Annotated in this window: 14 protein-coding genes and 1 pseudogene; 3 read left to right on the forward strand and 12 right to left on the reverse strand. The window is 64.6% G+C overall.

Features of this window, described 5'->3' with window-relative positions:
• Positions 1 to 84: 84 nt before the first annotated feature.
• Both CEY05_RS13975 and CEY05_RS13980 read left to right on the forward strand, forming a co-directional pair.
• Complete coding sequence (locus CEY05_RS13975; RefSeq protein WP_198952779.1) at positions 85 to 1,500, forward strand: M23 family metallopeptidase; 1,416 nt, start codon at positions 85 to 87, stop codon at positions 1,498 to 1,500.
• A gap of 44 nt (positions 1,501 to 1,544) precedes the next feature.
• Positions 1,545 to 2,657, forward strand: a complete 1,113-nt coding sequence (locus tag CEY05_RS13980; protein ID WP_088598925.1) for an anhydro-N-acetylmuramic acid kinase — start codon at positions 1,545 to 1,547, stop codon at positions 2,655 to 2,657.
• 13 nt (positions 2,658 to 2,670) lie between these two features.
• On the opposite strand, the gene erpA is transcribed toward CEY05_RS13980, so the two are convergent.
• The 7 genes and pseudogenes from erpA to CEY05_RS14015 all read right to left on the reverse strand — a co-directional run.
• Complete coding sequence (gene erpA / locus CEY05_RS13985) at positions 2,671 to 3,042, reverse strand: iron-sulfur cluster insertion protein ErpA (RefSeq protein WP_088598926.1); 372 nt, start codon at positions 3,040 to 3,042, stop codon at positions 2,671 to 2,673.
• A 132-nt stretch (positions 3,043 to 3,174) separates the two neighbouring features.
• Positions 3,175 to 3,876, reverse strand: coding sequence for a DUF6776 family protein (locus CEY05_RS13990; RefSeq protein ID WP_143220433.1), 702 nt, complete (start codon positions 3,874 to 3,876; stop codon positions 3,175 to 3,177).
• Positions 3,877 to 3,953: 77 nt separating this feature from the next.
• Positions 3,954 to 4,346: a 30S ribosomal protein S9 gene (gene rpsI, locus CEY05_RS13995; protein ID WP_088598928.1), complete on the reverse strand. Its 393-nt coding sequence runs from the start codon at positions 4,344 to 4,346 to the stop codon at positions 3,954 to 3,956.
• 9 nt (positions 4,347 to 4,355) lie between these two features.
• Positions 4,356 to 4,784 (reverse strand): 50S ribosomal protein L13, encoded by a 429-nt coding sequence (gene rplM, locus CEY05_RS14000; protein ID WP_088598929.1) that lies wholly within the window; start codon positions 4,782 to 4,784, stop codon positions 4,356 to 4,358.
• Positions 4,785 to 4,994: 210 nt separating this feature from the next.
• Complete coding sequence (locus CEY05_RS14005; RefSeq protein ID WP_198952780.1) at positions 4,995 to 6,023, reverse strand: alpha/beta fold hydrolase; 1,029 nt, start codon at positions 6,021 to 6,023, stop codon at positions 4,995 to 4,997.
• 4 nt (positions 6,024 to 6,027) lie between these two features.
• On the reverse strand, positions 6,028 to 6,309 hold the full coding sequence (locus tag CEY05_RS14010; RefSeq protein ID WP_088598931.1) for a GMC oxidoreductase: 282 nt from the start codon (positions 6,307 to 6,309) through the stop codon (positions 6,028 to 6,030).
• Positions 6,310 to 6,335: 26 nt separating this feature from the next.
• Positions 6,336 to 6,716: pseudogene (locus CEY05_RS14015) on the reverse strand (ATP-binding cassette domain-containing protein); the annotation flags it as partial.
• A 14-nt stretch (positions 6,717 to 6,730) separates the two neighbouring features.
• Between CEY05_RS14015 and CEY05_RS14020 the strand changes: the two are divergent.
• Complete coding sequence (locus CEY05_RS14020; protein ID WP_088599225.1) at positions 6,731 to 7,714, forward strand: asparaginase; 984 nt, start codon at positions 6,731 to 6,733, stop codon at positions 7,712 to 7,714.
• A 13-nt stretch (positions 7,715 to 7,727) separates the two neighbouring features.
• Here CEY05_RS14020 and CEY05_RS14025 read toward each other — a convergent pair whose 3' ends face one another.
• The 5 genes from CEY05_RS14025 to CEY05_RS14045 form a co-directional block, all read right to left on the reverse strand.
• The gene (locus tag CEY05_RS14025) at positions 7,728 to 8,438 is read right to left on the reverse strand and encodes an ABC transporter ATP-binding protein (RefSeq protein ID WP_088598932.1); all 711 of its coding nucleotides are present in this window, start codon (positions 8,436 to 8,438) and stop codon (positions 7,728 to 7,730) included.
• Positions 8,435 to 9,223 (reverse strand): ABC transporter ATP-binding protein, encoded by a 789-nt coding sequence (locus CEY05_RS14030; RefSeq protein ID WP_088598933.1) that lies wholly within the window; start codon positions 9,221 to 9,223, stop codon positions 8,435 to 8,437. The genes CEY05_RS14025 and CEY05_RS14030 overlap by 4 nt, the downstream gene beginning before the upstream one ends.
• Positions 9,216 to 10,082: a branched-chain amino acid ABC transporter permease gene (locus CEY05_RS14035; protein WP_088598934.1), complete on the reverse strand. Its 867-nt coding sequence runs from the start codon at positions 10,080 to 10,082 to the stop codon at positions 9,216 to 9,218. Before CEY05_RS14035 ends, CEY05_RS14030 begins: the two co-directional genes overlap by 8 nt.
• A gap of 2 nt (positions 10,083 to 10,084) precedes the next feature.
• Entirely contained in the window at positions 10,085 to 10,966 is an 882-nt protein-coding gene (locus CEY05_RS14040) for a branched-chain amino acid ABC transporter permease (protein WP_088598935.1), read from the reverse strand.
• A gap of 100 nt (positions 10,967 to 11,066) precedes the next feature.
• Entirely contained in the window at positions 11,067 to 12,221 is a 1,155-nt protein-coding gene (locus CEY05_RS14045) for an ABC transporter substrate-binding protein (protein ID WP_088598936.1), read from the reverse strand.
• Between the last annotated feature and the right edge of the window lie 95 nt (positions 12,222 to 12,316).

Consider the following 12,316-nt stretch of genomic DNA (forward strand, 5'->3'; position numbering starts at 1 on the left):
AAATTTTAGCCGAATGGGCTAGGATAGCGCCCTAATCATACGCAACTGTCATACAGGGGTTCCGTCCCCAAGGTTTTTTCGACGATGACCCGAGGGTTTCAAGACCCGGCGGCCAGCGCGGCACAGACGAATGCCCCGCTGCTAGTAGACGCCGAAGCACCGATCACCAAACGCGCCAAGTTTTTCCGTGGCGTTCTTGTCGCCTCCGCCCTTGGATTGTTCGCCGCCGCCGCCGCGGTCGGCATGGTCCCGCAAGGCGACGTCAGCAACCTCCCCCCGTCCCAGCTGGTCCAGAGCGTCATGACGCTGACGCCGGACGAGTACCAGGTCAGCGCCAACGCCGACGCCCCCTATATCAGCGAAGCGCGCATCCGTCCCGGCGACACGCTGGCAGCGGTGCTGCAGCGGCTGGAACTGGACGACGACAAGCTGCAGGTTTTCCTGACCCACGACCCCAGCGCGCGCAGCATCTACAAGCTGTACCCTGGCCGGTCCGTGCAGGCGGCCACCGATGAGTCCGGCAAGCTGCTGTGGTTGCGCTATATCCATACCCCTGGCAATGAAAGCGATGGCCAGGTGGTAACCCGCTACCTGAATGTGGTTCCCAACGGCGATGGCTACAAGGCCGAGGAAGTCACGCAGAACACGGATCGCCAGACCCGTGTGGCCGTGGGCACCATCCGGTCCTCCCTGTTCGCTGCCACCGACGAAGCCGGCGTGCCCGATTCGGTCACCATGCAGATGGCCGACATCCTCAGCGCCAAGATCGACTTCCTGCGCAACCTGCGCCAGGGCGACGAATTCCGCGTGGTCTACGAAGTGCGCTCGCACGACGGCCGCTACGCCGGCGCCGGCCGCGTGCTGGCCCTGGAGTTCAAGAACCAGGACAAGACCTACACGGCTGTCTGGTTCGGTCCGGAGGGCAGCAACAGCGGGGCCTATTACGGCTTCGACGGCACCAGCCTGCGCGGCGCGTTCCTGCGCACCGCGCTGAAATTCAGCCGTATCAGCTCGACCTTCGGCATGCGCATGCACCCGATCCACAAGACGTGGACCGGCCATAAGGGTGTGGATTACGCAGCGCCGTCCGGCACGCCCATCCACAGCACGTCGGATGGCACGGTGGAATTCGCGGGTGTGCAGAATGGCTATGGCAACGTCGTCATCATCAAGCACGACGGCAAATACTCTACGCTGTACGCGCACCAGAGCCGGATCGCCGAAGGCATCCGCAAAGGCGCGCGCGTAACGCAGGGTGAAGTCATCGGCTATGTCGGCATGACCGGCTGGGCCACCGGCCCCCACCTGCACTATGAATTCCGCGTCAACAACGAACCGATCGATCCCCTGTCGGTGGACCTGCCGGTGGCACGCAGCCTGGAAGGCAACGACAAGGCGGCCTTCGCCAAGCTGGCCGCCGGTTATCGCCAGCAGATCGAACTGCTGGCCAAGTTCCAGCAAGCCATGCCGGGCGCGCTGGCCAGCGCCGGCATGAACTAGGCCAGGCCATACCCCACGCCAACATCCCTCTGGAGCCGGACACCATGAGCACACCACGTTTGCTTATCGGGTTGATGTCCGGCACCAGCACGGATGGGGTGGACGGGGTGCTGGTACGGCTGGGCGGCGCCCAGCCCGAACTGCTGGCGCAAGCCGATGCGACCATGCCGGCCGACCTGCGCCAGGCGCTCCTCGCACTGAACACCAGCGGTCCCGACGAACTCGAACGCGCGGCCCTTGCCGCGCAGGCCCTGGTCGGGCTTTACGCAGACGTGGTGCAGGCCTTGCTACGCCAGGCCCGCGTGGCCGCGGCAGACGTCGCCGCCATCGGGGTTCACGGCCAGACGGTGCGGCATCGCCCCGACCTGGGTTTTACCGTTCAATTGAATGCCCCGGCCCTGCTGGCCGAACGCTGCGGCATAGACGTGGTGGCGGACTTCCGCAGCCGCGACGTCGCCGCGGGCGGCCAGGGCGCGCCGCTGGTGCCAGCGTTCCACGCGGCCCTCTTCGGCGCCGATACGCCCCGCGCCATCCTCAACCTGGGCGGCATCGCCAATGTGACGCTGCTGGCCCCCGGCCGTCCCATCGTCGGTTTCGATACCGGTCCCGCCAATATGCTGCTGGACGACTGGTGCCAAAGCCAGACCGGCCAGCCCTACGACGACGGCGGGGCCTATGCGGCCAGTGGCAAGGCCGACGACAACATTCTCAATTACCTGCTGTCCAGCGAACCCTGGCTGAAGCTGGCGCCGCCCAAATCCACCGGCCGCGACCTGTTCAACCGCACCTGGCTGGACCAGCGCCTGGCCGCCTGGGCCGGCTATTGCCGTGCCTTGCAGCCCCAGGACATCCAGGCCACCCTGCAACGCTTCACCGCGCGCACGGCAGCGGACGCCATCGTGGCGCACGCGCCGGACACGCGGGAAGTGCTGATATGCGGGGGCGGCGTCAGGAACAGCGGGCTGATGCGGGATTTGAGCGACTGCCTGCAACGGCCGGTACGCCCCACCGATGAGGTGGGGGTACCCGCGCAGGCAGTGGAGGCTTTTGCGTTCGCCTGGCTGGCCCAGGCTTTCCTGGACCGCGTCCCGGCTGGCTTGCCGGAGGTCACCGGTGCAAGCGGGCCGCGCATACTTGGCGCGCTTTATCCCGCCTGACGCGACCGCGAACTTAAACCGAGAACGACGAGCCGCAGCCGCAAGTGGTGCTGGCGTTCGGGTTGCGGATGACGAATTGCGCGCCTTCCAGATCTTCCTTGTAGTCGATTTCCGCGCCTACCAGGTATTGGAAGCTCATCGGGTCGACGAGCAACTGCACGCCTTCCTTGTCCAGCACGGTGTCGTCTTCGTTGACGGTCTCGTCGAAGGTGAAACCATACTGGAAGCCGGAACAGCCGCCGCCTTGCACGAACACGCGCAACTTCAGCTCGGGATTGCCTTCTTCAGCCAGCAGATCCTTCACCTTGGCCGCGGCCGAATCGGTGAACACCAGGGGAATGGGCGGGGGGGCTTGCAGGTCTACGGTTTCGGTAACAGCGTTCATAATCGGGACTCCTGCCCTATGAGGGCGAATTCAGACGGCACCGAGGCACCGGCATATTTGTCTACTATACTGCGCGCGGCGCAAGCCCGCCCAATACACCTACACGGGACCGGGGCTATTGACGTCGATCACTCAGAAGGGACCTTTTACTGAGCGTGTCGCCCGTACCACACCGCCTTCCAGCACGTTGAGGGTGATCGAATTGGGGACAAAGCCAGCGGGCAGGGCCAGCAGCCCCTGACCGCGCTGATACTGATCGAAATCGAAGGGGATGGTGTCAGCCCCGGATTTCGGCGTGGCGCTTGCCGCCGTGGGAGTACCCGGGCGCAACAGGTTGAGCACCACGGTTTTCGGCTTGCCGTCCTGCGTGCCGTCGGCCACGAACTGGAGGCTGCCGACGAAAGGCGGACTGCCGCTGCGGGCGCTGCGCATCAACAGGACGCGGTAGCTGAGGCCGTCCGCCGTATGCTCGACGTCCAGGCCACGCACGCTGACCACGCCGCCAGGGCCGGGCGGCAGCAATTGCTCATAAAAGGCCAGCCTGTCACGCAAGGTGCCAAGCTGGTCCAGTTGCGTATTGACCTGGGTCGTCAGGCTCTCGCGCGTCGAACGTTCCACCGCCAGCTCGCCCTCGGCCATGTCCAACTGCCGCCGCACGAACTCCAGGTCGGCGCCGCGCTGGGCCAATTCCGTATTCAAGGCCTGCATCGCCGCGGGGGTGGGCGCGCCGGGCTCGGCATCGCGCTGCCGCAGAACCAGGTACATCGCTTCCCCGCCGATCACCAGACCGACCACCAGGACGAGCAGAATGCGAAACAAGACCGAGCGAGACATGTTTTTTGCAGCAGAGAAAGCGCGCCAAGCGTTCAGCATAAACAAAAAGGCCGCTTTCGCGGCCTTTTTGCTGGGCATTAACGCTTGCTGAACTGCTTGCGACGACGCGCCTTGCGAAGACCGACCTTCTTACGTTCGACTTCACGAGCATCGCGGGTCACCAGGCCAGCTTGCGACAGCGCGGGCTTCAGCGTGGCATCGTAGTCGATGAGCGCGCGGGTGATGCCGTGGCGCACTGCACCGGCTTGACCCGACTCGCCACCGCCATGCACGTTGACGCGGATGTCGAAGGACTCCAGGTGGCCAGTCAGTTCCAGCGGCTGGCGCACGACCATACGGCCGGTTTCACGAGCGAAGAACTCGTCGACGGGCTTGCCGTTGACGACGATCTTGCCCGAGCCTTTCTTGAGGAACACACGCGCCACCGAAGTTTTACGACGGCCGGTTCCGTAATTCCAGTTACCGATCATGTCGATTCCTTAGATTTCCAGCAGCTGAGGTTGCTGCGCGGTGTGCGGATGCTTGTCATCGGCGTACACCTTCAGCTTCTTGAACATGGCATAGCCAAGCGGACCCTTCGGGAGCATGCCCTTGACCGCCTTTTCAATGGCACGGCCGGGGAAACGCTGCTGCATCTTACCGAAGTTGGTCTCGCTGATACCGCCCGGGTAGGTCGAGTGGCGGTAGTACTTCTTGTCCAGCGCCTTGTTCCCGGTAACGACGATATCGGCGGCGTTGATGATGATGATGTAATCACCAGTGTCAACGTGCGGCGTAAAAACGGGTTTGTGCTTGCCACGCAGACGACGTGCGACTTCGCTGGCCACACGACCGAGGACTTTGCCCTTCGCGTCGATCACAAACCAGTCACGCTTGACTTCATGCGGCTTGGCCACAAAGGTCTTCATGATGGTTCCTAGAGAGAAATATGTGTTTTCCGGCGGAGAAATCCCGCCTGGAATCCCCCCCTTCGCCGCCCCGCCTAAGCGTTGTTGGTTCGCCCGTGCGAGTACGGAAAACAAGGGAAGTCTGCGATTCTAGCATGGATTGAGCAATTTTTGAACACAGCGGGGCGCAAAGCGCCGGGGCCGTGGCAAAAACACCCTGCCACCCCTTGCTCAGCCGCGAGCCAGCAGGGCCTGCACCTCCCGCGCTATCCAGGCGCGCTCGGCCGGCAGGCCGTTGGGGTTGCCGGCCCGGTGTCCCCAGATGGAAGGAATGGGCTTCAATTGGGCGCGACGCAGATGGCCCATTTCGATCTCGCTGTCCGCGACGCGGAAATACATGTCGTGATCGCCCGGCATCAGCAATACCTCGGCCGTGATTGCCCGCAGCGCCGCGACGAAATCTCCCTGGTACTGATCGTTGGCGGCGATATCGCCATGCTGCCAGGACCAGAACTGCGCCAGCAGATCGGCCGGATCGCGCCGGGAGAAATGCCCTTCCCAGAAACGGATCAGGTAATCCTCCAGCGAACTGGCGCCCAATGTCCGCCACGCTTCTTCCCGATAGAAATCCTGCGAAAGACCCGCGGCCGCGTAGACCCGCCCCATCGCCCGGAACCCCCGTTGCGGGAAGGCGCGAAACTCGCCGTCCTGCCACGCGGCATCCGCGGTCAGTGCCAGGCTGGCGGCGTCGATGAACACCCGGTTGTACGGGGAACAGCGCGCCGCGCCGCACACCGCGGCGATGCGCCGGACCCGGTCCGGGAACAGGGCGGCCCAGTGATAGGCCTGCATGGCGCCCATGGAAAACCCATAGACCAGCGCCAATTCCTCGATCCCCCAGACCTCGGCCAGCATGCGCTGCTGGACGTGCACGGCATCGTACAGGGTCGTGTGGGGATAACGCGGCCCCACGTGAGGCCACGCGCTGGTCGACGGCGAGCTGGATATGCCGTTGCCGAACAGATTGGGAATGACGATGAAATAGCGGTCCGGGTCCAGCGCGCCGCCTGGCTCGATCATGTGTTCCTGGTCCAGGTGGGTTGCACCGTAGGAGGTCGGAAACAGGATCACGTTGTCGCGGTTGGCGTTGAGCTTGCCGTAGGTGGCATAGCCGATACGCAATCCACGATACGTCAGGCCTGACTGCAGCACCACATCGCCCGCCTCGTAGACACCTTCTGTTCGATAGCTTGCACTCACAATCTCACTCCCGGATAGAGCCGCGACGCGGCGGGTTGGCTTGTTGCCCTCTATATATATAGGAAGGCTGGATGAAGGACCACCAGCTTGAGCGCCGCCCATCCTCCCGAATCATGTCGGCCGCCCGCTCACCCACCATCATCGCGGCGGCACAGGTGCTGGCCGACGGGGTTTGGGGAATGATGGACGCGTCCGCGATACGCAGGCCCCGCAGTCCGATGACGCGCAGGCGTTGGTCGACCACCGCCGTGGGATCGGCGGCCACGACGCGCGCCACCACTCTCACGCCGTAGTAATCGGCAAGATTCCCCCCAGCAGCGCCAGCATGCGCGCGCGGCGCTCCTGCGGCGTATGCATGTTGTGCAGGGCCATGACCTCGATGATCTGGTCGCCTACGGTCATGGTCGGCGTCAGTGCCGACATGGGCTCCTGGAAGATCATGCCTGTCCGGCTGCCGCGCATGCCTTGCAGCTCGCTCTCGGGCAGCGTCAGCAGGTCGCGTCCGTCGAAGACGATACGGCCGACGACCGGCTTGAGGAAGTCGGGCAGAAGGCCCATGATGGCGTTGGCGTTGGCGCTGACGGACTTGCCGGAACCCGACTCGCCCACCACGCAAAGAATCTCTTCCCGGCGCAAGTCGAAGGAAGTATCGCTAACCGCGAAGGCCCGGTCACTGCCCGGCGGCAAGGCTATCTACAAGGGAAATCATGAGCAAACTCAAAGTCGCGGTCATCTTCACCGGCGGCACCATCGCGGGGCAATCCGAGTCCAATCTCGACACGACATCCTATCGGGCCGGCGTCCTCAGCGGCGCCGAACTGCTGGCACAAATCCCCGAGGTGGAGTCCTTCTGCACGCCCGTGCCGGAACAGTTCCGCAACGTCGTCAGCGCCGACATCACGGACGCCGACCTGCTGGAGCTGCATGGCCGCATCAGCCGCCAGCTGGCGCAGGACGATGTTGCCGGGGTGGTGATCACGCACGGCACCGCCACCCTTGAGGAAACCGCGGCGTTCCTGCAGTTCACCTTGCGCCATGAAAAACCGGTGGTGCTGGTGGGCGCGATGCGGCCAAACTCCGCCATCAGCGCGGACGGGCCCCTGAACCTGATACACGCCTTTGCCCTGGCCGCCTCGCCCAAGGCGCGTGGCCGCGGCGTGCTGGTCTGCGCCAACGACCGCATCGCCTCGGCCATCCATGTCTCCAAGACGAACACCATGGCGGTCGACACCTTCCAGACGCACGATGCCGGCTTCCTGGGCGTGATGATGGGCACCCAGCCGCTGTTCTACGCGCATGCCGCGCAACCGCTGCTGCCGCCGCCCTTCGACATGTCCTCGGGCGCTGCCTTGCCGCGCGTGGCCGTGGTCCACACGCATCTGAACGATGATCCGGGCGTGCTGGACTATTTCCTGGACCAGGGCGCGCGTGGGCTGGTGATTGCCGCCACGGGCAATGGCACCATGTCCACCGCCATGGTCACGCACGCCAATGCCTGCGTGGAGCGCGGCATCCCGGTCGTGAAATCGACGGTGTGCGGCGCGGGCTTCCTGTGGAACGAGGGCAAGGACAAGCTGATCCCCGCGGGCTTCCACAATCCGCAGAAGTCGCGCATCCTGCTTTCCCTGTGCCTGCGCGCGGGCATGGACCGTGCGCAAATCGAGGCCTGCTTCACGGTCCCGCTCAACTGAACGGCCTGCCTGGTCAACCGCCCAGGTAGGCTTCCAGCACCCGGGGGTGGCCCAGCAGTTCGCGGCCGCTGCCCGACAGGGCCAGCGCGCCGTTCTCCAGCACGTAGCCCTTCTGCGCGATCTTCAGCGCCTGGCGCACGTTCTGCTCCACCAGGAACAGGGTCAGGCCGCTGGCATTGATGGTGCGCACGGCGCGGAAGATTTCCTGCACGACGATGGGCGCCAGGCCCATGGACGGCTCATCCAGCAGCAACAGGCGCGGCTTGGCCATCAGCGCGCGGCCGATCGCCAGCATCTGCTGTTCGCCGCCCGACAGGTTGCCGGCCACGCCTTGCAGGCGTTCCTTCAGGCGCGGGAACAGATTGAAGATGTATTCCAGATCGTCCTCGACCTTGGCCCGGCCGCGGCGATAGGCCCCCAGTTCCAGGTTCTCGCGCACCGTCATGGTGGTGAGAATGGCGCGCCCTTCGGGCACCTGCACGATGCCGCGGGCAACGATCTGGTGCGGGGCCAGGCGCGTGATGTCCTCGCCTTCGAACAGCACCGAGCCCTTGGCCTTGGGCAACAGGCCCGACAAGGCCAGCAGGGTGGTCGACTTGCCGGCGCCATTGGCGCCCACCAGCGCGGTGATCTGCCCGGCGTCCAGCGACATATCGATGCCGCGCACGGCCTCGATGTGTCCGTAATTGATTTCCAGGCCGCGTATTTCCAGCATGGCGGTCATGCGCGCACCTCCGCGGCTTGCTCGTCCTCTTCGTCGTCGCGGCCCAGGTAAGCCTCGATGACCTGTTCATTGTTGCGGATCGCGTCCGGCTCGCCGCTGGCGATGATCTTGCCGAAGTTCAGCACCGCGATGGTCTCGCACAGCCCCATCACGAAACGCATGTCGTGCTCGATCATCAGGATGGTGTAGCCGCGGCCGCGGATGGCCTCGATCTCGCGCATCAGTTCGGCGCGCTCGCCGGTGTTCATGCCGGCCACCGGTTCGTCCAGCAGCAACAGGCGCGGCTCGGTGGCCAGCGCGCGCGCCAGCTCCAGGCGGCGCTGTTCGCCGTAGGACAGATTGTCGGCCAGGTCGTTGGCCTTGTGGTCCAGCTTCATCCAGCTCAGCAGTTCCAGCGCGCGCTCGCGCGCGTGGGCCTCGTGCTTGCGGAAATTGGGCAGGCTGAACAACAGGCCGCCGACGCCGTAGTGCATGTGCCGGTAGGCCCCCACCACCACGTTTTCCAGCAGCGTCATTTCCTTGAACAGGCGAATGTTCTGGAAGGTACGTGCCACGCCGGCGCGGGTGATGCGATGCGGCTTGACGCCGATCAGGCTCTTGCCATCGAACGAAACGTTGCCGCCGCTGGGGCGCAACAGGCCGGTGATGATGTTGAACACCGTGGTCTTGCCGGCACCGTTGGGGCCGATCAGACCGAAGATGGAGCCCTGCGGCACCTTGAAATTGACGTCATGCAGCACATGCAGGCCGCCGAAACGCATGGAGATATTGGAGAGCTCAAGCATGGCGCTTGCCTCCCTTGCGCGTCCAGCGCGCGAAACGCGCCGGATCCCAGATGCCTTGCGGCAGGAACAGAACGATAAGCACCAGGATGACCCCGTTGGCGACCAGGCGGAAATCGCCCAGCCCGCGCAGCGCTTCCGGCAGCACGGTAATGATGGCGCTACCCAGCAGCGGTCCGATCAGGCTGTTGATACCCCCCAGGATGGTCATGGTGAGGATTTCCACGCCACGGTCGAAACCGAATTCCTGCGGGCCGATGAAAAACGTCAGGTGGGCGTTCAGCGCACCCGCCAGGCCGGCGACGGCCGCGCCCAGGATGAAGGCCAGCATCTTGTTGGCACGCACGTCGATGCCCATCAGGCCGGCGGCGGTTTCATCGCCACGGATGGCGTCGAAGGCACGGCCCACCTTGGAGGCACGCACGCGCCACAGCACCAGCAGCACGATCACCACCGCGCCCGCCACATGCCACCACTGCGTCAGTTGCGGAATGCCATTCAGGCCCAGCGCGCCGCCGGTCACCGATTCGGTATTCAGGATGGCCACCCGCACCACTTCGCCGAAGCCCAGTGTCGCCATCGCCAGGTACACCCCGGATAGCCGGATGGTGGGCAGGCCGATCAGCGCCGCGACGACGGCCGGCGCGGCCATGCCGCCCGCCAGCGCCACCGAGAACGGCATGTCGTAGTTCATCGTCAGCAGCGCCGCCGCATAGGCGCCGATGCCCATGAAAGCCGCGTTGGCCATGGCCAGCATGCCGCAGGCCAGCGTCAGCCAGATGGACAACGCCAGCAAGGCGTTGGTCCCCAGCGACATGACCAGGTTGCCGTAGATATTCCAGAAATTTTCGAGTCCGCTCATGCTCAAGCCTTGCGTTGCACCACTTTGCCGAACAGGCCCTGGGGGCGCACCAGCAGAATCAGGAAGAGCAGGCCGAAAGCCACCGCGTCACGCATCGTCGAACCGATGTACGCGACCGACAGCACCTCGGCGAAGCCCAGGAACAGGCCGCCCAGCATGGCGCCACGGATGTCGCCCATGCCACCCAGGATGATGACGGCGATGCCCTTGTGCAGCATGGGCTGGCCCATCAGCGGGAAGACGGCGTTGGAGTACAGGCCGATCAGCAGGCCGGCCACGCCGCCCAGCGCGCCCGCCATGAAGGAGGTCACCAGGAACAGCTGTTCGACGTTGATCCCCAGCAGCCAGGCCGCCTTGGGCGACTCGGCGATGGCGCGCAGGGCGCGGCCGAACTGGGTGCGGTGCATCACCAGCATCAGCACCGCCATCAGCGCGAAGGACAGGAAGATGATGGCCAGCTCGATGACCGTGACATGCATGCCCGCGATCACCAGCGTCTGGTCCGGCACGATGCCGGCGGGGAAGCGCTGGTTGCTGGCGCCGTAGACGCCCTGCATGCCGTTGTTGAGGATGATGCCGACACCGATGGTGGCGATCATGGGGATCAGGTGCGGCGCGTTGCGCTTGCGCAGCGGCTTGAGCACCAGCCAGTCAATCAGGGCGCCCACCACGCCGGCCACGACGAAGGCGCCGATGACGGCAAGCCATAGCGGAGCCCCCAGCTTGGTAATGAAGGCCAGCGCGACATACGCGCCCACCATGAACACGGCGCCATGAGCCAGATTGATGATGCCCAACACGCCGAAGACCAGCGTGAAGCCCAGTGCGAACAGGGCGTAGACACAGCCCAGCGACAAGGCATTGACGAATTGTTGTTCCAACATACCTGGGGTTCCGAATCGAAAAACGCCTTGCGGGCTGCGACGGTGGCCGCGGCCCGCAAGGCGTCGAACACGGCCGGGGCCGCGCTCGCCATACTTGGGATTACTTCACGATCACGTATTTGCCGTCCTTCGTCACGCTGACGATGGGGGCTTGCTCGGCGTCGTAACCGGCGGGCTTGCCGGCGCGGTCCTTGGCTTGGCGGAACTTGAAGGCGCCGGTGGCACCGGTCCAGGTCACGCCAGGCAGGGCTTCGCGCAGGGCGGCGCGGTCGGCGGTGAGATCGCCCGACAGCTTGGTCTTCTTCAGGGCTTCGGCAACGATGTGCATCGCGTCATACGCCTGCGCCGCGAATTGATCCGGCGCCGCGTTGTACTTGGCCTTGTAGGCAGCGATGAACTTGGTGTTCTCAGCGGCCGGGTTTTCGATCGACCAGGGGCTGCCGATCCACAGATCGTTCGACGCCGCGCCAGGCGCAAGGTCGAAGATCTTAACCGAATTCATGCCGTTGCCGCCAATGAACGGCACGTTCAGGCCGATCTGGCGCGCCTGCACCATGATGGGGCCGCCTTCGGCCAACAGCGCCGACAGCACGATGGCGTCCGGGTTGGTGCCCTTGATCTTGGTCAGCTGGGCCTTGAAGTCGACGTCGCCCTTGGCGAAGGTTTCCGTGGTGGTGACCGGGACTTTCAGGTCATCCAGGGCCTTCTTGAAGTTGTCGTAGCCGCTCTTGGTGAAGACGTCGTCGTTGCCATACAGCACCGCGACCTTCTTCACGCCAGCCTTGTCCATGGCCATCTTCAGGGTGGCGGGCAGCACGTCGGCCTCGGTCACCGAATTGCGGAAGACGTAGTTGCCGATGGAGGTGATGCCGTCGGCGGTGTTGGACGTGCCGAAGGCGACGGTCTTGCCGGCCTGGGCGACGGGGTCGGCGGCCTGGGCCGAGTTCGACAGGGTCGGGCCGAAGGTCATCAGGACCTTGTCCTGGAATATCAGCTTCTTGAAGACGTTGATGGCTTCTTCTTTCTTGCCCTGTTCGTCTTCGATCACCAGCGCCAGCTTGTTGCCGTTGATGCCACCGGCGGCGTTGATTTCTTCAGCGGCCAGTTGGAAGCCGTTGCGGATGGCCACGCCGTATTGAGCGGCGCCGCCGGACAGGGCCTCGGCCACGCCCAGCTTGATATCAGCCGCGTGAGCGGCGGGCAGGGAAGCGGCCAGCACCGCGGCGGCCAGCAATTTCTTATAAGTGAAAATCATGGGAACACCCTCTCTCACGCTCGTATGTGTAAACGCCAGGGTCTTGCGCCCGGGCTGGACGAATAAGACTTGTCGACGACCTACGCCGCGTCCGA

The organism is Achromobacter sp. HZ34, from assembly GCF_002209485.1.
Classification (GTDB): Bacteria; Pseudomonadota; Gammaproteobacteria; order Burkholderiales; family Burkholderiaceae_B; genus Bordetella_C.

What these genes read in the sequence shown, in the direction of transcription:
- CEY05_RS14040 (WP_088598935.1), bottom strand. Translation starts at nt 10,966, where the DNA reads ATGTTGGAACAACAATTCGTCAATGCCTTGTCGCTGGGCTGTGTCTAC.
- CEY05_RS13990 (WP_143220433.1), bottom strand. Translation starts at nt 3,876, where the DNA reads ATGTCTCGCTCGGTCTTGTTTCGCATTCTGCTCGTCCTGGTGGTCGGT.
- rplM (WP_088598929.1), bottom strand. Translation starts at nt 4,784, where the DNA reads ATGAAGACCTTTGTGGCCAAGCCGCATGAAGTCAAGCGTGACTGGTTT.
- CEY05_RS14020 (WP_088599225.1), top strand. Translation starts at nt 6,731, where the DNA reads ATGAGCAAACTCAAAGTCGCGGTCATCTTCACCGGCGGCACCATCGCG.
- CEY05_RS14045 (WP_088598936.1), bottom strand. Translation starts at nt 12,221, where the DNA reads ATGATTTTCACTTATAAGAAATTGCTGGCCGCCGCGGTGCTGGCCGCT.
- CEY05_RS14030 (WP_088598933.1), bottom strand. Translation starts at nt 9,223, where the DNA reads ATGCTTGAGCTCTCCAATATCTCCATGCGTTTCGGCGGCCTGCATGTG.
- CEY05_RS13975 (WP_198952779.1), top strand. Translation starts at nt 85, where the DNA reads ATGACCCGAGGGTTTCAAGACCCGGCGGCCAGCGCGGCACAGACGAAT.
- rpsI (WP_088598928.1), bottom strand. Translation starts at nt 4,346, where the DNA reads ATGATCGGTAACTGGAATTACGGAACCGGCCGTCGTAAAACTTCGGTG.
- CEY05_RS14025 (WP_088598932.1), bottom strand. Translation starts at nt 8,438, where the DNA reads ATGACCGCCATGCTGGAAATACGCGGCCTGGAAATCAATTACGGACAC.
- erpA (WP_088598926.1), bottom strand. Translation starts at nt 3,042, where the DNA reads ATGAACGCTGTTACCGAAACCGTAGACCTGCAAGCCCCCCCGCCCATT.
- CEY05_RS13980 (WP_088598925.1), top strand. Translation starts at nt 1,545, where the DNA reads ATGAGCACACCACGTTTGCTTATCGGGTTGATGTCCGGCACCAGCACG.
- CEY05_RS14035 (WP_088598934.1), bottom strand. Translation starts at nt 10,082, where the DNA reads ATGAGCGGACTCGAAAATTTCTGGAATATCTACGGCAACCTGGTCATG.